The sequence below is a fragment of the Rheinheimera sp. genome, from assembly GCF_037442525.1.
GTDB lineage: Bacteria > Pseudomonadota > Gammaproteobacteria > Enterobacterales > Alteromonadaceae > Pararheinheimera.
In genome coordinates, this window is record NZ_JBBIQD010000005.1 from 217,066 (window position 1) to 235,588 (window position 18,523).

The 18,523-nt window shown below is 52.5% G+C and carries 19 protein-coding genes; 4 read left to right on the forward strand and 15 right to left on the reverse strand.

Translation table 11 applies throughout. The features are described from left to right. Nucleotides 1-4 precede the first annotated feature (4 nt). The 4 genes from WKJ03_RS10335 to yceD are packed head-to-tail and all read right to left on the reverse strand — an operon-like array spanning nucleotide 5 to nucleotide 2,726. Entirely contained in the window at nucleotides 5-964 is a 960-nt protein-coding gene (locus tag WKJ03_RS10335) for a beta-ketoacyl-ACP synthase III (RefSeq protein ID WP_337842119.1), read from the reverse strand. A gap of 6 nt (nucleotides 965-970) precedes the next feature. Continuing rightward, complete coding sequence (gene plsX / locus WKJ03_RS10340) at nucleotides 971-2,011, reverse strand: phosphate acyltransferase PlsX (protein WP_337842120.1); 1,041 nt, start codon at nucleotides 2,009-2,011, stop codon at nucleotides 971-973. Nucleotides 2,012-2,017: 6 nt separating this feature from the next. After that, nucleotides 2,018-2,182, reverse strand: coding sequence for a 50S ribosomal protein L32 (gene rpmF / locus WKJ03_RS10345; RefSeq protein ID WP_337842121.1), 165 nt, complete (start codon nucleotides 2,180-2,182; stop codon nucleotides 2,018-2,020). 16 nt (nucleotides 2,183-2,198) lie between these two features. Beyond that, nucleotides 2,199-2,726 carry a 23S rRNA accumulation protein YceD gene (gene yceD / locus WKJ03_RS10350; RefSeq protein WP_337842122.1) on the reverse strand — a complete coding sequence of 176 codons (528 nt, stop codon included), beginning with the start codon at nucleotides 2,724-2,726 and terminating at the stop codon, nucleotides 2,199-2,201. A gap of 128 nt (nucleotides 2,727-2,854) precedes the next feature. Here yceD and WKJ03_RS10355 point away from each other — a divergent pair, with 128 nt between their 5' ends. Further along, complete coding sequence (locus WKJ03_RS10355; protein ID WP_337842123.1) at nucleotides 2,855-3,448, forward strand: nucleoside triphosphate pyrophosphatase; 594 nt, start codon at nucleotides 2,855-2,857, stop codon at nucleotides 3,446-3,448. On the opposite strand, the gene WKJ03_RS10360 is transcribed toward WKJ03_RS10355, so the two are convergent. Both WKJ03_RS10360 and rluC read right to left on the reverse strand, forming a co-directional pair. Then, on the reverse strand, nucleotides 3,445-4,098 hold the full coding sequence (locus WKJ03_RS10360; RefSeq protein WP_337842124.1) for an HAD-IA family hydrolase: 654 nt from the start codon (nucleotides 4,096-4,098) through the stop codon (nucleotides 3,445-3,447). The genes WKJ03_RS10355 and WKJ03_RS10360 overlap by 4 nt on opposite strands. A 1-nt stretch (nucleotide 4,099) precedes the next feature. Then, entirely contained in the window at nucleotides 4,100-5,059 is a 960-nt protein-coding gene (gene rluC / locus WKJ03_RS10365) for a 23S rRNA pseudouridine(955/2504/2580) synthase RluC (RefSeq protein WP_337842125.1), read from the reverse strand. Nucleotides 5,060-5,553: 494 nt separating this feature from the next. Here rluC and rne point away from each other — a divergent pair, with 494 nt between their 5' ends. Beyond that, the gene (gene rne / locus WKJ03_RS10370) at nucleotides 5,554-8,628 is read left to right on the forward strand and encodes a ribonuclease E (protein ID WP_337842126.1); all 3,075 of its coding nucleotides are present in this window, start codon (nucleotides 5,554-5,556) and stop codon (nucleotides 8,626-8,628) included. A gap of 58 nt (nucleotides 8,629-8,686) precedes the next feature. Here the strand turns inward: rne and WKJ03_RS10375 are convergent, their stop codons facing one another. After that, nucleotides 8,687-9,745, reverse strand: a complete 1,059-nt coding sequence (locus WKJ03_RS10375) for an alpha/beta fold hydrolase (protein WP_337842127.1) — start codon at nucleotides 9,743-9,745, stop codon at nucleotides 8,687-8,689. A gap of 78 nt (nucleotides 9,746-9,823) precedes the next feature. Between WKJ03_RS10375 and WKJ03_RS10380 the strand changes: the two genes are divergently transcribed. Further along, on the forward strand, nucleotides 9,824-11,113 hold the full coding sequence (locus WKJ03_RS10380) for a hypothetical protein (RefSeq protein WP_337842128.1): 1,290 nt from the start codon (nucleotides 9,824-9,826) through the stop codon (nucleotides 11,111-11,113). 40 nt (nucleotides 11,114-11,153) lie between these two features. On the opposite strand, the gene WKJ03_RS10385 is transcribed toward WKJ03_RS10380, so the two are convergent. After that, complete coding sequence (locus WKJ03_RS10385) at nucleotides 11,154-12,182, reverse strand: phospholipase A (protein WP_337842129.1); 1,029 nt, start codon at nucleotides 12,180-12,182, stop codon at nucleotides 11,154-11,156. Between the two features lie 115 nt (nucleotides 12,183-12,297). Between WKJ03_RS10385 and WKJ03_RS10390 the strand changes: the two genes are divergently transcribed. Then, the gene (locus tag WKJ03_RS10390) at nucleotides 12,298-12,636 is read left to right on the forward strand and encodes a zinc ribbon domain-containing protein YjdM (RefSeq protein WP_337842130.1); all 339 of its coding nucleotides are present in this window, start codon (nucleotides 12,298-12,300) and stop codon (nucleotides 12,634-12,636) included. A gap of 30 nt (nucleotides 12,637-12,666) precedes the next feature. On the opposite strand, the gene WKJ03_RS10395 is transcribed toward WKJ03_RS10390, so the two are convergent. From WKJ03_RS10395 to WKJ03_RS10425, 7 genes are all read right to left on the reverse strand, one after another. Then, a complete protein-coding gene (locus WKJ03_RS10395) occupies nucleotides 12,667-13,011 on the reverse strand; it encodes a GFA family protein (protein ID WP_337842131.1) in 345 nt (114 codons plus the stop codon). A 164-nt stretch (nucleotides 13,012-13,175) separates the two neighbouring features. Further along, nucleotides 13,176-13,571: a hypothetical protein gene (locus WKJ03_RS10400; protein ID WP_337842132.1), complete on the reverse strand. Its 396-nt coding sequence runs from the start codon at nucleotides 13,569-13,571 to the stop codon at nucleotides 13,176-13,178. Nucleotides 13,572-13,624: 53 nt separating this feature from the next. Next, nucleotides 13,625-14,383 carry an SDR family oxidoreductase gene (locus WKJ03_RS10405; RefSeq protein ID WP_337842133.1) on the reverse strand — a complete coding sequence of 253 codons (759 nt, stop codon included), beginning with the start codon at nucleotides 14,381-14,383 and terminating at the stop codon, nucleotides 13,625-13,627. Between the two features lie 41 nt (nucleotides 14,384-14,424). Beyond that, nucleotides 14,425-15,315, reverse strand: coding sequence for a 3-hydroxyisobutyrate dehydrogenase (gene mmsB, locus WKJ03_RS10410; protein ID WP_337842134.1), 891 nt, complete (start codon nucleotides 15,313-15,315; stop codon nucleotides 14,425-14,427). A 1-nt stretch (nucleotide 15,316) separates the two neighbouring features. Then, nucleotides 15,317-16,456, reverse strand: coding sequence for an enoyl-CoA hydratase/isomerase family protein (locus WKJ03_RS10415; RefSeq protein WP_337842135.1), 1,140 nt, complete (start codon nucleotides 16,454-16,456; stop codon nucleotides 15,317-15,319). A gap of 9 nt (nucleotides 16,457-16,465) precedes the next feature. Further along, on the reverse strand, nucleotides 16,466-17,239 hold the full coding sequence (locus tag WKJ03_RS10420) for an enoyl-CoA hydratase (RefSeq protein WP_337842136.1): 774 nt from the start codon (nucleotides 17,237-17,239) through the stop codon (nucleotides 16,466-16,468). Nucleotides 17,240-17,249: 10 nt separating this feature from the next. Next, complete coding sequence (locus WKJ03_RS10425; protein WP_337842137.1) at nucleotides 17,250-18,407, reverse strand: acyl-CoA dehydrogenase family protein; 1,158 nt, start codon at nucleotides 18,405-18,407, stop codon at nucleotides 17,250-17,252. Between the last annotated feature and the right edge of the window lie 116 nt (nucleotides 18,408-18,523).

Below are 18,523 nucleotides of genomic sequence, written 5' to 3' on the forward strand. Positions count from 1 at the left end.
CCTGTCAGTAACGGACTAATGCGGATGCCCAGGCGAAACCACCACCAAAAGCTTCCAATAATAAGGTTTGCCCCCGTTGAATGCGGCCATCACGTATGGCTTCATCCAGCGCCGTAGGCACAGTAGCAGCCGAAGTATTGCCGTATTTGTCCAGGTTAATTACCACCTGGTCCATCGACATCTCCAGTTTGCGGGCCACAGCGGAAATAATACGTAAGTTGGCCTGATGTGGCACCAGCCAGTCAATCTGTGATTTGTCGAGATTGTTGGCGGCCAGTGTTTGCTCCACCACTTCCGACAAACGGGTCACGGCCACTTTAAAGACTTCATTGCCTTTCATTACACCCCAACTGGTATGCACAGACGACTCGTCACCGCGCATCGGGTTGTCGACATACAACAACTCGGAGTATTTGCCATCGGCATGAATATGGGTAGACAAAATACCTGGTTGCTCAGACGCTTCCAGAATAACGGCACCAGCTGCATCGCCGAACAGGATCACCATGCTGCGATCCTCAGGGCTGACCAGCCGTGACAGACAGTCCGAACCTATCACCAATACCCGTTTGGCCAGGCCACCTTTTATATACTGGTCGGCAATGCTCAGCGCGTAACAAAAGCCGGCACAGGCCGCCGCAATGTCAAAAGCCGGAATACCAGGAATATCCAGCTCGCGCTGCACTTCGCAGGCGGCACTGGGTAAAGCGCGGGATGCACTGGTCGTCGCCAGTACAATCATATCAATAGAGTTTTTATCAATGCCGGCCGCTGCAATGGCTTGTAAAGCCGCCTGAGTGCCCATTGTAGAGACGGTTTCATCATCGCCAATAATGCGACGTTCTTTGATGCCTGTCCGTTCAATAATCCATTCGTCTGTGGTTTCTACCATGCTTTCAAGATCAGCATTGGTTCTGATCTGTGACGGGAAGTAACTGCCCGTGCCAATAATGCGTGAATACATTGGGTCCTACGCTTTGTCTATGAGTACGTGTTCCAGCCTGTCCTTTATTTTTACCGGCACCTGGCGTTCAACCTCGCGCACGGCTTGTCGGATGGCGCTCAGAAATGCTTCTTTCGTTGCATTTCCATGACTTTTCACAACAATTCCGCGCAATCCTATCAGACTTGCCCCGTTATACTGGTCGGGGTTCACGCCTAAGGCCATACTTTTTAGAAAAGGTTTAATCAGCCAGCCGAAAAGTTGCGCAGACATGGAGTTTTTCAGCGCAGTTTCCAGTCGTCTTAAGATAAGTTTCGCTACACCTTCGCAGGTTTTCAGTGCCACATTGCCGACAAAACCGTCACAAACAATCACGTCCGCCTTGCCTGAAAAAATATCGTTGCCTTCGATGTAACCAATGTAATTGATGTCACTGCATTCAGACAGCAGCAACGAGGTGCGTTTAATCTGGTCCGAGCCTTTGATTTCTTCTTCACCCATATTGAGCAAAGCCACCTTAGGCCGGTGAATTCCTTCGACCTCTTCCACCATCACCGCCCCCATCACCGCAAACTGAAATAAGGTATCGGAGTCGCAATTCACCGTGGCGCCCAAGTCCAGCATATAAACAGGTTTATCGGTGGTGGACGGTAATGAGCCAATCAAGGCTGGACGTTCGACGCCGTTCAGCATTTTCAGCACAAAATGCGCCATCGCCATCAGAGCGCCGGTATTGCCTGCACTGACACAAGCACCTACTTTGCCCTGCTCAACCAAATCCAGCGCCATACGCATGGACGACTGGCGTTTGCTGCGAAGTGCAACCGAAGGTTTGTCCGTCATTAAGACTTGCTGAGACGCATGCTGAATGCAGAGCTGCGGGTGTTCAGAAATACCATGTTCAGCCAGTTGCTGCTGTAAAACATCAGCGTCGCCGACCAGAGTTAAATCAAGATGAGGAAATTCTGAGATTGCAGCGAGCGCTGCAGGAATAGTTGAAAGGGGGCCATGATCGCCCCCCATCATATCTAAAGCAATTTTAAGCCTTGTTGGTTGCACTGAGTGCACCGGGGCTTATTTTACTTTACGACCTTTGTAGTAACCGTCTTCAGTGATGTGGTGACGGCGGTGAGTTTCACCTGAAGTCGCGTCTACAGACAGGGTAGGCCCAGTCAGAGCATCGTGAGAACGACGCATGTCACGTCTTGCACGAGATTTTTTGTTTTGCTGTACAGCCATTGCCTTTCTCCTAAAACTATTTCTTCTTCAATTCTTGCAATATTGCAAATGGATTCGGTTTTTCTGGTTCCGGTTCTATCTCGCCCCAACTCATTTGCACTTTAGCCGGGTCGCATTGCCCTTCCTCGTGCGTTGGGAACAAAGGTAAAGCCAGAATTAATTCGTCCTCAACCAATTGCCTTAAGTTCACCTCGCCGTGTTCGTTTTTCTCAACCACGTCGTAGCGCTCAGGAATGTCATCGTGAGCCGAATCAATATCACTCCGAACCGGAGTGTATGCAAAACTGGCGTCCAGTTCCATCGGCATCGCATCGCCACAGCGTTCGCAACGCACCTGGATCTGGCAACGGGCTTCACCCTGAATATAGGTCAGACCCTGTTCATCAGTTCCGCAATGAACTGTTACTTCAACATCACCATTCGGATCCAGCAGCGATTCGGATAACCGGTCAAGGTTAGCCAGTGGAACTATGCCGTCGAAACTCGAACGTTTCTGCGCGGCCCGCACCGGATCTATAACAATGGGAATTTTTACCTTTTGCATAAGGCGCGCATCATATAGATCAGGTCTGGCACTGTCAAAGGGTTCTACGCTGTTTTTGTTAATTTTTCTCGCGTCAAACCAGTGGCTGGCGCTATAGTGCGGCGCATTATGCTAAAAGGAGCCGCTTTATGTCAAAACCTGCCCTGATTCTGGCCTCAACCTCCGTCTACCGTCAGGCCCTGCTGGAAAAATTAACCCCTAACTTCAGTACCGCCAAACCCGACGTCGATGAAAGCCCTTTAGCAGGTGAAACACCACAGCAACTGGTGGAGCGCCTGGCTGTACTAAAAGCACAGGCGATTGCCTCAAAGCACAACGAGGCCATAGTGATTGGTTCAGACCAGGTGGCTGTGTTTGAAAACGATATTCTGGGTAAACCCCATACTGTGGACAAGGCAATTGCACAACTCAGCCGTTTCAGTGGCAAAACGGTCACCTTTCTGACAGGTTTGGCAGTGGTCACCAGTGCAACAGGTCAGGTACAGGTGTTGACCGATGCATTTAAGGTCAGCTTTCGTCCGCTGACTCCGGATGAAATCCGCTGTTATGTTGAGCGTGAAATGCCGCTGAACTGTGCTGGCAGTTTTAAAAGTGAAGGCCTGGGTATCACCTTATTCAGCAAATTAGAAGGAGATGACCCAAACAGCCTGATTGGTTTACCCCTGATTAAACTGCATCAGCTGTTGAAAAACACAGGCCTTGATTTGCTGCTGGCGCCTTAACGGCCCAGCAGAGGTAAAAGTTCTGGCAGGGAATCAATAATGGCCCTGGGCTGGTAGTCAGATAACTCAGCCACACCATGGACCCCATGAGTCACCCCCACTCGCGGCATCGCCATGGTCTGCGCCATTTTCATATCATGAATGGTATCGCCCACCATCAGGGCGCGTTCAACCTTGATACCGAGTTCAGCGATAATTTGCTTCAGCATATCGGGGCTGGGTTTCGATTCCGCTTCATCGGCGCAGCGACTGGTATGAAAATAGGGCCTTAAGCCGGTTTCATCAAACATCCGCTCCAGCCCTTTACGGGCTTTTCCGGTGGCCACCGCCAGTAACACCCCATCACGGTGCAGTTGCTGAATCACCTGCTCTGCGCCAGCAAATAAGGGTGTCGGCGTATGGTCATGCAATACATACTGATCGCGGTAATGTTCAAACACCGTCTGACGCTGTGATGCGCTGATGCCAGGGAATAAAATATCAAACACCGGATCCAGGCTCAGCCCTATGATTTGTTTCACCTGATGTTCACTCGGCACCGTCAGTCCAGACAATTGCGCTGCGCTGCGCATTGCTGACACAATACGACCCACTGAATCCATCAGGGTGCCGTCCCAGTCAAAGATCACCAGATCTACAGCTTGACTCATGTTATTTTCTCGTCAGTTTTTCCAGTACCGCACTGAGTGGCTGATCCAAAGGAGCATCACAGCTGATCACTTTGCCGGTACCCGGATGGGTAAAACTTAAGGTTTTGGCATGCAGGTACAACCGGTTTAAACCAAGTGCCTGCATCTGGCTGGTAAATTCGTTGTCACCGTATTTATCGTCACAGGCAATAGCATGACCTTTACAGGCCGTATGCACCCGAATCTGGTGAGTACGGCCTGTGACCGGAAAGGCTTCGACTAAGGTGCCTTCGGCGTAACGCTGCAAAATTTTAAACCGGGTTTCACTGGGTTTGCCCTGCACTTCATCCACCCTCACCACCCGCTCGCCGCTTTGCAGCGTGTTTTTACGCAGTGGCTCTGTCACCTTTTTGATTTTGCTATCCCACTGGCCGGCCACCAAAGCCCAGTATTTTTTCTCCACCGTTTTATTGCGCAGCTGTTCATGCAGATGGGTCAGCACCGAACGTTTTTTCGCAATCAGCAGACAACCTGAGGTATCACGGTCCAGTCGATGCACCAGTTCCAGATGACGGGCTGTCGGACGCAAGGCCCGCAAGGCTTCAATCACCCCAAAAGACAAACCACTGCCGCCATGCACCGCCATACCGCTTGGCTTATTTAATACAATCAATTCATTGTCTTCGTACAAAATATGCTGTTCGAGGTTTTTCACAATCGACAGTGAAGTCGAGACCGGTTCTTTTTCCGGCTCCGGACTCAGGGTAAAAGGTGGCACCCGCACCTGATCACCAGGTTGCAGTTTGTATTCCGGTTTAATTCGTTTTTTATTAACCCGTACCTCGCCTTTACGCAAAACCCGGTAAATCACACTTTTTGGAATGCCTTTCAGCCGGGCCAGAAGAAAGTTATCAATGCGTTGACCTGAAAAATCTTCTTCTACATCAATAAATTGGACTGGAGTTTTGATTTCTTCTGTCATGCGCTTTGTTTACTCTGTTCAGGCTTAAATTCTGTTGCTATTTACACTTATTCAGTGGGATAATCGGCCCGCTAATTTTGCCTGTTTTGGCGATTAGGGCGCTCCATGTGACGTAAGAGATATTGTGAGGCACCATTCGGGATGGCAGATCATACCGGATTCCTTGTGAAAACCAAGGATTTCCTAAGCCCCGAATGCGATGAATGCTGTTTGTCTGAGGTAATGCTGCGTAATTTGTTACCAACAGAGACAAAACACAAAGTCCGGTTAGTGGAGCAAAAAACAATTGCGACAACGCAACACGTTAGCGCGATCTGTGTCAGATCACAGCCAAATACATTTCAGTGCGACCCATCAGGCGGCACGACTTAAAATGAGTTAGCTCAATCCGCCCAGTCGGGAGACTGCGCCACAGTTCAGTTTGAGTTATGTTTGACATCTGAAACGCGGACGCAGGATGTCGTTGCGTTGTGGCCTTTACTGAGTCACAAACAATGAAAAGAATGTTGATCAATGCTACGCAGGAAGAAGAAATCCGCGTAGCGCTTGTGGATGGACAAAAACTATACGACCTGGATATTGAAAGCCCAGGTCACGAACAGAAAAAAGCCAATATTTACAAAGGCAAAATCACCCGGGTTGAACCCAGCTTAGAAGCTGCGTTCGTAGACTACGGTGCTGAACGTCACGGCTTTTTACCTTTAAAAGAAATTTCCCGCGAATACTTCCCTGCCGGTTACACCTTCGACGGTCGTCCGAATATCAAAGAAGTGGTCAAAGAAGGCCAGGAAGTCATTATCCAGATTGATAAAGAAGAACGAGGCCAAAAAGGCGCGGCTCTGACCACCTTTATCTCACTGGCCGGTTCTTACCTGGTGCTGATGCCAAATAACCCTCGTGCCGGTGGTATTTCCCGCCGTATCGAAGGCGACGAGCGTCAGGAGCTGAAAGACTCCTTGGACCAGCTGCAACTGCCGGACGGCATGGGTCTGATTGTGCGTACCGCTGGTGTGGGCAAATCACACGAAGAGCTGGAGTACGATTTAAAAGCCTTGCTGAAACACTGGGCTGCCATTACGCATGAAGCCGAAAACCGCCCGGCTCCATTCCTGATCCACCAGGAAAGTAATGTCGTATTTCGCGCTATCCGTGATTACCTGCGTCGTGACGTGGGTGAAATTCTGATCGATAACGCACGTATTTTCGAAGAAGCCAAAGTTTATATTCAGCAATTCCGACCGGATTTTGCCCACCGAGTCAAAATGTACCAGGGTGACGTGCCGCTCTTTATGCACTTCCAGATTGAAAGCCAGATCGAATCGGCGTTCCGCCGCGAAGTTCGCCTGCCCTCTGGCGGCTCTATTGTGATCGACAGCACCGAAGCTTTGACGGCTATTGATATCAACTCGTCCAAAGCAACCAAAGGCGGTGACATCGAAGAGACAGCCTTTAACACCAATCTGGAAGCGGCCGACGAAATTGCCCGTCAGTTACGCCTGCGTGACTTGGGGGGGCTGATTGTCATCGATTTTATCGACATGACGCCGGTGCGCCACCAGCGTGAAGTGGAAAACCGCTTAAAGGACGCTGTAAAACAAGACCGTGCCCGGGTTCAGATTGGCCGTATTTCCCGTTTTGGTTTGCTGGAAATGTCACGTCAGCGTCTGCGTCCGTCTTTAGGCGAATCAGCAACTCACGTTTGCCCTCGTTGCCATGGCCGCGGCACTATCCGCAGCACTGAATCCTCAGCTTTGTCTATTTTGCGTCTGATCGAAGAAGAAGCAATCAAGGACAACACCAGCCAAATTCATGCCCAGGTGCCTATTTCTGTTGCGACCTACCTGATGAACGAAAAACGTGATTCTGTGCGTCGTATTGAAAGTCGTCATGGTATTCAGATTTTCGTGATCCCGAACGAACATATGGAAACGCCACATTACGAAGTGACCCGTATCCGTATTGACGAAGAAATTGAAGACGCCAGCTACAACATGGTCAAAGCCCCGGCCGTGACCAGTAACCTGTACCATCCTGTGGCTGAGACCGCAGCTCGGGAAAAGCCAGCCGTATCTGCGATCAGCATGGCCGATGCGCCAGCGCCGTTAGCGAAACCAGTGGTGGCTGAACCTGCTGCACAAGAACCGGGATTATTGGATGGTCTGATCGGCTGGTTCAAAGCGCTGTTCGCCGGTAAAACCGCTGAACCTGAGAAAAAAGACGATAAACCTGTGCGCCGCGAACGCCGCGACAACAGACGTCGGGGCAACAAAAACCGTCGTCGTGATGATGAACGTTCTGGCAAGGACGAAAACGCTCCGGCGAAAGCTGAACGCACAGAGCCAAAAGGCAACCGTGCTGAGCGTGGCGAGCGCCAGGATCGCACTGAGCGCCAGGAGCGACCACGTCAGGACAAAGCTGACCGCCAGGAGCGTGGTGACCGTCAGGACCGTGCTGAGCGTCAGGATCGTACCGAGCGCCAGGACAAAAAGCCAACCGAAAAAGTAGCAGCGCCTAAAGCTCATGAGCAGGATGATGATGCCCCCACTAAAGTGGCAGAACGTCGTCAGCGTCGTTCGCAGCGCAAATCGGTGCGGGTCGAAAAAGAAGGCCAGGTTGCACAGCCAGAATTGGCTGAAGTTTCCAGCCAGGCATTGGTTGCCGAAGCCTCTGTTGCGGTCAGCGACGCCGTGATCACAGTGGCCGCCGAAGCTGCACCTGCGCAGGAAGCTGTTGTTGTGGTGACTGACACCACAGAAGCTCAGGCTGGATCTGTGGATGTAAATGCAGTGGAAACTGCGGATGGCGGTGACGAGGACAAAGACGCCTCAGAAAGCCGCAGCCGCAGCCGTCGTTCACCACGGCATTTGCGTGCTGCCGGTCAGAAACGGAAAAAAGAGCAACAAGGCGAAGCCTCCGACGAAGCCACTGCGGCCCGTTATCCGGAAGATGAAAGCACTGCAGTGACAGAACAGCAACTGGATTTGCCTATTGCTGAAGAAACTACGGCGCTTGTGGCGCAGGTTGACGCTGACACTGTCACTCCGGTGGCCGAAGTGGCAGCGCCTGTCGCAGACGCTGAAGCTGCAGTTGTTGCAGAGGCTCCGGCCGAGGATGTGGTCACTCAGAACGACACTGCAGTTATTGCTGAAGCCGTCGAAGCAGCACCAGTTCAGGCTGAAGCCGCAGTTGTTGAAGTTGCAGCGCCTGCAGAAGTGACTGCGGCAGCAACCACAGGGGTTGACACTGCAGTCACTGAAGCTCCGGCTGCCGCACAGCCAGAAACTGTTGTCCGCGCAGAGGAACCGGCAGCTGCTGCAGAAGCGGAACAGGCTAAGGCACCAGCGAAATCGGCCCCAGCCAGGGCGCCACGTGCGAACCGTTATGCGTCAATGGTGGTCGCAGATATGAAAAAACCTGAACAGCTGTCTGAAGCCGCACAACAGGATGCACCTACAGCAATGGACCTGAATGACCGCCCCGTGGTGGTTAGCTCTGAGCGTCCGGGTGGGTCTGCCTCAGCACGTCAAATCAGTGTTGCGCCTATGACCAAACCTGGCTCAGCTGAATAAGTTCAGTGCAAAAAAAACCACCGCAGTTGCGGTGGTTTTTTTATGGCTGAGATTTGCTTTATTGCGCCAGGGCTTTGGCAAAATGCTGGTCAATATAGGTCAGGCTTTGCTGACGCTGCTTATCCTGTTCAAACAGCACTTCATGCAAAGCGCCCTGAATCACCACAGGTCCGCCTGTGACACAACCGGATTTGGGATTTTGCTGCAGCGCCTGACAAAATTCATTTTGCGCCCGGTTCGACACCACGGTATCCAATTCGGCCTGCAATACCAACAACGGAATTTGCAAGGAACTGCTGTTTGCCCGCATCGGCTCAAAGACTGCACAACTTTGGGCTAACCAGCCCCAGGTGGGCCCACCCAGCTGAATTTGCGGATACTGCAGGTTCAGTTCATTAAACCAGTCAAATCGTGACCTGGAGCCGGTTAAATCATTACCAGCAAACTCCCGCACTTTAAAAGGTGCGGCGGCAAAGCCGGCATAACCTTCACTGGAAAACACAGACATCAGGCTCCCCAAGGCACAGGCATCGTTTTCACTGAACAGCAGCTTTCCCTGGATCCCGTGCATAGGGGCGGACAGAGCCGCTGCAGCAAAGACCTGCGGGTGCTGCTCTAAATACAGGCTGGACACAGCGCCTCCCATGGAATGGGCCAGCAGCACTAATTTATGTTGTCGGGGTTCTGGCAATACCCTTTGCAACAACTGATGCATATCATCCACATAGGTCTGAAACTCATCAATATGGCCTTTGAAGGGGTCCTCTGTATAGCGGGCACTCAAGCCTTGCCCACGGTGATCAAACAGCAGCACGTTGTAGCCTTGTGCCAGAAAATGCTGCGCGAGCTCCTGATACTTCAGCAACGTCTCAGTACGGCCATTGACTATCACCAGGGTCGCCTGGGCATTGGTCTGCTCCAGCCACAAATAGGGTATTTGATGGCCGTCGGTCAGTGGCAGGTATTGGGTGCTTTGTGCTGGCCAGGGCAACTCCAGCGGTTTGACGGCCGCAGACTCCAGTTCAGCGGCGCCAAGGGGTCCCCCCAGCAGTAAAGTTCCCAGACAGAGGCATAGCAGCTGGCTGGCCAGTGTCAGTTTCCGTGTTTTTTTTTGCAAAGTCTCTGGTCCTTCTGTCGCTGTCATCGTCAAAGTATGGTAAATAGCGCTGCAGTTTAACTGACCAAGGTTCTGCTTATGTCTGAAACACCAGCTCAGCGCCACTTTCCCTGGATCCTGGCCCTGGTATGGACCAGCCCACTGCTGTTTTTTCTCTGGTGGTTTTATATCACCAGTCCGGCTGAACAAACAATGGATGCACCAGCATTTAACGCGGTGAAACTCAGCAGCATGCCTCTGGATAATGTCAGCAATCACATGACGCTGTTGACCGGTCAGAATGAGCCCCTGAAACAGCTGTTGCATGATGCCAAGGCGCTGGATGTTCAGCTGGAAGCTGAGCAACTCTGGGTGCTGACCACAGAGCAATTACAACGTTATCAATGGCCTGAGCTCAGGTTGTCGCAAAGCTGGCCAGTGCCTGCCGGAGCCAGCCTGTTGACCCTGTGGCAACAAAAACCTGTGCTTGCCCGCGCCAACCAGCTATACCAACAAGACGAACAGCAACAATGGCAGCCTATCTGGCAAAGTCAGGGCCGTATTGACCGTCTGCAAGCCATCGGCTCTTCATTGATGTACCAGGACAAACTGCCGCAGGCCGATATCTGGCTTTGGCCAGCAACAGCAAACCAACCCCAGTTAAAATCAGGCAGTGGCCGCGCAGAGCTGCTGCCTGTCCAAAACAAGCCAGGAACCTTGGCTTATGTCAGTCGTGGCGCCGCTGAAGATGAAATCTGGCTGCAACCAGCAGGGCAAAACCCCTACCGTCTGTTGTCTCTGCCTGGAGCAATCACACCAGTGCAGTTAGCCTGGTCGGACGATCATCAGTGGATTTGGCTGCTCGACCAGCAGGGGCTATTTCGCTTGTCACCCCAGACCCGGCAACTGCAGCTGGTGTGGCCAGCAAGGATAGCTGTACAACAGTTTGAACTGTTGACCGGACAAACGGCATTACTGCTGTCAGGGCAGCAGCTGCTGCGGCTCAATTTAACAGAGGGGACCCTGACGCCTGTGAGCGCACCTGCCACAGTGAGGATGCAGTCTTACCAGCAGCACATCTATCTGCAGCTGGCTACAAAGGAAGGTTTATGGCAATGGTCTGAACATGGCTTAGAGCCCATGCCGCAGCTTACACTGCCCGCGGATGCCAAAGACTGGCAACTGGCCGACGCTCAGCTGTGGTTTGTGCATAACGGGCACATGTATCAGCAATCGCTGACGGACGGTACCATACAGAGCAAGCGGCCATTACCAGCAGGCTTTGATCTGTCATGGTCTGTCGGACCCGATGGACTCTGGTACAGCAAAGTGGCGGCAGACCTGACTGGCATTTACCAATTGCAGCCAATAGCAACACCTCGGGGTTAATTCCAAAAAAGGCGGAGCCGGGCCTGCTCCGCCTTGCCTTCTAGAAATTAAACAGCATGACCCCCAGACCTAAGCTGTTTTGTCTGTGGTTATAATCAAGCAGGGTTTCGCCATAACCGGAAAACAGCTGCAAATGCCAGCGCAACCCATCCAGCTTGGTTTTATCCACCGGATAGGTCAAATCCAGCATCCAGGAGCCCCGGCTCAGATACCCCAAATCATTGCGCCAGGTCAGTTGGGCTGTGGCAAGACCAGGCAGCCAGGTGGCGCTGATTTCATGACTGCCTGTGTAGTCAATCAGATCCGGATTGTCGTCGTCTTTGACGTTTTCAGACAAGCGCTGGTGATAGCGCCAACGCAAACCAAAGTCTCCATGATCCATAGCCACTGCGGCATAAAGCCGGTTCCAGCTGCGTGACAAGGGATCACTCTGGCCGTTAGACTGGTGGGCTATGCCAAACTGCAGCATTTGTAGTTCCCAATCACCGGGCAAGTCGCCCCATTCATCTTTCACCGGCACCACGTAGAGCAGCTCCGGTTGATAATCAGTGTTGCGAAAAGGTGCTGAATCCTGTTGATTCCACAGCTGCCACATCGACACCTGGGTGTAAGCAAACCAAAGATCCGCATTGTCAAACAACAGGTTACTCATCAGTTTAGCCCGCAGCGACAACTGCAGTTTGCTCTCCACCGGCTTGTAATTGTCATTGCGCGGAGCTCCCCCTCTGGACGGACTGCGCGGCTCACGATTGATGCTGGAGCTATAGTGCAGCGGCAAAAAGAAGTTCGGCAAATAAGTCCGGAATACAAAACGATCACGCTTTTCTTTCGGCGTCAGCTCCCAGTATTTTTCCATAATAGTTGCCAATTTCACTGATTTAGCTGGTGTCGCTGCCACCTCATCCGGCAAAGCGGTCCCGTCAGATACCGGACTCGTGACGCCAAAAATACGGTCATAGCAGGCTAAACGCTGCGTGTTGTCCGCTGTAGTCCGGCAGACGGCAACCTCCTGTGCCTGCGCTGTCGCTGCATAACAAACAGCCATCATCCCCAGAGTGATTCTTTTCATCCATAACTCCATTGTTCCACAGTCGGTCAGACTCCATCGAACTGTCGGCTGAATGCTGTTTTCCGTCGCGTCTGGCAAGTGGTACACTTACCACTTTTTAGTGACGGAGCCCATAATGACATCCTTCCCCGCCTGCCCCAGCTGCCAGTCTGACTACACCTATGCCGACCAGGATTTACTTATTTGCCCAGCCTGCGGTCATGAGTGGCGTGCCGATCCTTCGCCAGCCACAGACGACAGCCGCGACATCAGAGACAGTGCAGGAACACTGTTACAGGACGGCGATACTGTCACTGTGATCAAGGACTTAAAAGTGAAAGGCTCGTCATTGGTGGTAAAAATTGGTACCAAAGTGAAAAATATCCGTTTAGTCGATGGCGATCATGATATCGACTGCAAAATTGATGGCTTTGGTGCCATGAAGCTCAAATCAGAATTTGTCCGTAAAGTCTGACCAGAGCAGCCACCGGCCTGAAGCACTGCTTCAGGCGTCTTTGCCATTGTAATGATGCACCTGCAGCGCCGTGACATCGACATCGGTCAGACAACGCACATTCACAGCAGCGGTTTGGTTGCCTTGTGGGTCCACCCCCAAACCAAAAGGTGCGCAGCCACAGACAGGGCAAAACTGATGTTTGATTTTATGACTGTTAAAGGTGTAGCTGGTCAACGCACCCGTTTTGCTGAACCTCAGTGCACTGGCTGGCACAAACCAGAGTAAATAACCGCGACGGCTGCAAATTGAACAATTGCAGCTCAGCACTGAGTCCAATTGCCCTTCCACCTGATACTCCACAGCACCACAATGACAACTGCCATGATATTGCATGCTTAGTCTCCTGTTTTTGTTTGTCAGTCAACACTTCAGTCTGAACCATCAATCGTCAAGTCACTGCCCTTGCGCTGACAATGCGCCGCGGCGCCTTTCTGTCCGTCCAAAGCCCTGACGTTGCAGTAATTTAATTGAACCAATCTTCATTACAAATTCGCTTTTTATTGCTGCAGTGGCAGCACGGATGGATCGGGTGCCTGTTGCAACCACAATCCCTGCTCCTCCACCAATACATGGCCTTTGCGATTGGTCACCTGCAACAGGCCCTGTCTGTGTAAAACATAGTGCAAACGGCCGCTGTAAAACCTGTAGCCCCAAAATAACGGCCTTTGTTTATTGCCTACCCACCAGGGGCGGCCTTCAAGGGAGATGGTTGCCCCTGTGATTTTGGAGTGCCCCTGATACCGGATACTGGCGCAATCCTGCAGCACAGGGCAATCCGAATCCAGCCGGATCCAGTAGGACTGGGTTTCCAGCCATTGCTGAGCTGAAACTGCTGTACTGAATACCAAGACCAGTAACACTAAACGCATGACACCAAAAGATAAGGTTGGCATTCGCCAACCTTATCACAGTTTATTTACAACCGCAGTGGTGATTTATCAGCAGCTTACATACTGATGCCGCCATCCACTTCCACCACCCGACCGGTAAAAAAGTCGTTCTCAAAAATGTAACGGGCTGTATGGGCTATTTCCGCAGCTTCCCCTAAACGCCCCACAGGTTTCATTGCCACTAAACGATCACGGGCTTCCGGCTTCATCGCATCTGTCATCGCGGTGCGGATCACCCCTGGTGCTATGGCGCCGACCCGGATACCGTAACGGCCCAGTTCACGGGCCCAGGTGACTGTCATCGCCACCACACCGGCTTTAGAAGCTGCATAGTTGGTTTGTCCCATATTGCCGGCTCGGGCCACACTGGACATATTGATAATCACGCCTTTACGGCCGGTTTTGACCATCAGGGCTGCCGCTTCGCGGCCACAGAGGAACACACCTGTCAGGTTGACGTCGATCACCGACTGGAATTGCTGTAGTGACATTTTGGCAGTAATTTCACCGTCTTTAAATTTCAGCAACAGACCATCACGCAAAATGCCGGCGTTATTGATCAGACCATCAATGCCACCAAAATCTTCGGCTATCGCCGCAAAGCTGCTTTCGACACTTTGTTCATCGGCGACATTGGTGACATAAGTACGCACACTGGTCTGGCCCGACAATTCGTCTTTTGCCGCAGCCAATTGCCCGGCATTCATATCCAGCAGCGCCAGTTGTGCGCCTTCGGCAGCCAGCATGCGGGCCATTTCCAGCCCCAGGCCCTGAGCACCACCAGTGACCACTATGACTTTATCTTTTAATTGCATAACGCTCTCTTCTCTTGTTAGCCATTTACCGCTGTTGCTCGTTAATTCTTTTTGGCAAAGGCCTGAAAAATACTGGAAAAATCTTCTTTACCATGGCCCTGACGCTGATGCTGCACATAGAGACTACGCGCCAAAGTGCCCATGGGTGTGGCAGAGCCACTGCCAAGCGCAGTTTCGGTGGCCAGGCTCAGATCTTTGGCCATTAAATCCACCATAAAACCGCCCTGATAGCCATTGCTGGAGGGCACATTGTCCATCACGCCCGGGCAGGGATTATACAGCTCCAGCGTCCAGTTGCGGCCAGAGCTTTTCAGCATAATGTCGGACAATACTTTGGGGTCCAGACCATTGTCGATGCCCAGTTGCAGCGCTTCGCTGGTGCCCGCCATCAAAACAGACAACAGCATATTGTTGCAAATCTTTGCCACCTGGCCAGCGCCAATGTCTCCCGCATGGAACAGGTTTTTGCCCATCGCCGACAACACCGCTCTGGCACGTTCAAAATGTTCGGCTTTACCACCAACGATAAAGGTCAGGGTGCCCGCTTTGGCGCCACCCACACCGCCCGATACGGGCGCATCAATAAAGGCGATACCCTGGGTGGCCAGTTCAGCCCCCACTTTGCGGGCTGTAGCGGCATCAATAGTCGAGCAGTCAATCACCAGTGCTTCTTTGCTGACATGACTGGCGATGCCCTGCTCTCCCAGGTAAGTGGCCGCCACATGCTTGCCAGCTGGCAACATAGAAATCACATAAGCGGCGCCAGTGACCGCTTCCGCTGCCGAGGCCATCACAGTGCCACCTGCCTCTGCCAACTGCGACAGAGCTGCAGGTGATAAATCAAAGGCCTGCACCTTAAATCCTGCTTTGACCAGGTTGGCCGCCATAGGGCCGCCCATATTACCCAAACCAATAAAAGCGACAGTGGTCATTTTAGTTCTCCAGATTGCCAAGCTCTCGCAGCGGGTGTGTATCGGCACTCCAGGGCGAGCTGAATAATTCGTTGATTAAATCTGCGGGTACTTCAGAAACGTTTTTGTATTTCCAATCTGGCTTTTGATCTTTGTCAATCAACAGCGCCCGCACCCCTTCGGTAAATTCACCCAGCTTGCCGCATTGCACACTTAACCCCAGTTCCAGCCGGAAACTGTCGGCCAGAATTTTGCTTTGCCCCAGCTGTAATAAACGAAACACAATGTGCGCAGTAATAGGACTACCGTACTGCAAGGAGGCTTTGGCTTTTGTCAGCCAGCTGTCATCCCCGGGCATCGCCTGAATTTGCTCGACGGCTTGCTGCAGAGAGCTCACCCGACCCAGCGCCGCTATCTCGTCCTGATGCTGTCGGATCAGGCTAGCCGGCATCAAATGACGGTTGCGTTCTTCCAAATCCAGCAGAATATCGCTCAGCTTCTGGTGATTCAGTGCCACCGTATTGCCCCATTTCACCGTCAGCAATTTATCCAGCAATTCCGCTTTTTTCTCATGCGGCAGAAAGTGGTCAGCCAGGTCAATAAATTTGGCATCGGCGGAGTTGATCGACGCCCCGGTCAGCCCCAAAAACAAACCGCAGCCTGCAGGCATCCGGTTTAAAAACCAGCTGCCGCCAACGTCGGGGTACAACCCTATCGCCATTTCCGGCATCGCAATGCGGCTGCTCACAGTGACAATACGGTGGGAAGCACCAGCCATTAACCCCAGGCCGCCGCCCATTACAATGCCATTGCCCCAGACCAGCACAGGTTTGTCAAAGGTGTGGATCAGGTAATCCAGGCTGTATTCTTTGGTAAAAAACTCGTTGACGTAGGGCTGGAAACAACCAGGTTCAGCTTGCATTGCCTGGTACAACTCGCGGATATCACCGCCGGCGCAAAAGGCTTTGTCGCCCGCCCCCTGAAGCCAGACCAGCGCAATAGCCGGGTCCGCTTTCCATTGCTGCATTTTGGGCAGCAATAACTCAACCATGGGCAAACTCAGTGCATTAAGCGACTTCTCTGAGTTCAACGTTGCGACTGCTATTTTTTTACCGCTGGCGGTGTCCAGCTCCTGAAACAGCACCACGTCCTGTTCAGACATCCTTACTCCTTAGCCATTGACCCACTGGGCGTGGCGTTTTTCTAGAAAGGCGTTGACGCCCTCTTTCTGGTCCAAAGTGTCAAATAAGGCGACAAACAGCTCCCGCTCCAGCGGCAAGGCTTTGGCCATACTGCCGTAACGGCCTTGCTGGATCAGATGTTTGCAGGCCGTGACCGCCGAAGGGCTTTGCTCCGCTACTTTGTCAGCGAGCGCCAACGCTTTGCTTAATGCTTCGCCTTTGCCAACCACTTCTTCCACCAGACCAATCTGATGCGCTTTTTGTGCATCCACCCGTTCGCCACAGAGGATCATGCGTTTGGCCCAGCCCTCACCGACCAGCCAGGCCAGATTCTGGGTGCCACCTGCACAGGGTAATAAGCCCACTTTGGCTTCGGGTAATGCCAGCACGGCCTGAGATTCCGCAATGCGGATATCACAGGCCAGCGCTACTTCCAGACCGCCGCCCATCGCATAGCCATTCATGGCTGCAATAGACACGCCACGAAAGTTGCTCAGGGTTTCAAAGGCCTGGCCAAAGACCCGTGCCATATCGGACGCGATGGTTTTATCACCACTGGCAAACAGGTTTAAATCGGCACCGGCAGAGAAAAACTTTTCGCCTTCGCCAGTCAGCACCAGCGCATACACATCTTTGTCAGAATTCAGCTGCAGTACCAGATCGCGCAGCGCTATCAGCGTTTGTGCTGTCCAGGTGTTCGCCGGTGGATTGCTGATGGTAATAAGCGCGGTATGCCCACGTTTTTCCAGCTTCAGTTCAGCCATAGTTGCCTCCTTACAGGATCTCGCCAGCGGCTTCATCCAGCAGACGACGGCCAATGATCAGCCGCATAATTTCGTTGGTGCCTTCCAAAATCTGGTGCACCCGTACGTCACGGAAGTGCCGCTCCAGCGGGTATTCTTTGATATAGCCATAACCGCCATGCAACTGCAGCGCCTGATCGCAGACGGCAAAACCAACGTCAGTGGCAAAACGTTTCGCCATAGCGCAGTACGCCGTGGCTTCCGGGTCGTGCTGATCCAGTTTAAAAGCAGCCAAACGAACCATTTGACGGGCCGCTACCAGTTCGGTGGCCATATCCGCCAGTTTAAACTGCAGCGCCTGAAAGGCCGCCAGTGGCTTGCCAAATTGCTGACGTTCCAGCATGTAATTGCGCGCTGTATTCAGCGCCTGCTGCGCTGTGCCTACTGAACAAGTGGCAATATTAATGCGGCCGCCGTCCAGGCCTTTCATTGCAAAGGCAAAACCTTCGCCTTCCTGCCCCAGCAGGTAATGCGCCGGTATCCGCACATTGTCAAAAGTCACCAGGCGGGTGGGCTGCGCATTCCAACCCATTTTCTCTTCGGCTTTGCCGTAAATCACCCCTTCAGCATCGGCCGGTACAATAAAGGCCGAAATGCCTTTGGGGCCAGCATCACCGGTGCGCGCCATCACCACCAGTACTTCGGTGGAGCCAGCGCCTGAGATAAACATTTTCGAGCCATTCAGCAGATAACTGTCGCCGTCTTTTTTGGCGCTGGTGCGCAAGGACGCCGCATCTGAGCCTGAACCCGGCTCAGTTAAACAGTAAGACGCCAGCTTCTGGCCTGTGGTTAACACCTCACACCACTCGGCTTTTGCCTGCTCCGTGGCCCAGCGGGCAATCATCCAGGTGGCCATATTGTGGATGGTCAGCATGGCGGTGGTGGCGGTACAGCCCATCGACAGCTGTTCAAATATCAGGCTCGAATCCAGCCGGGATAAGCCAAGACCACCGGCCTCTTCCGGTGTATAGAGCGAACAGAAACCCAGCTCACCGGCTCGTTGGATCACCTCTTTTGGAAAATGATGTTCACGGTCCCACTGGGCGGCAAAAGGCGCCAGTTCCTGCTCCGCAAATTGTTTTGCGGTTTCGATAAAAGCTTTTTGATCGTCGTTCAGAGAAAAATCCATCACAGCACCTGTTGATTTAAAGGCGGCGTCTTGGCGCCGCTTGGTTTATACCCGTCGTACTTGAAGCTGCGGCTTTGTTGACTGCGCCATTTCGCCCCAGTCACATCGATTGACTA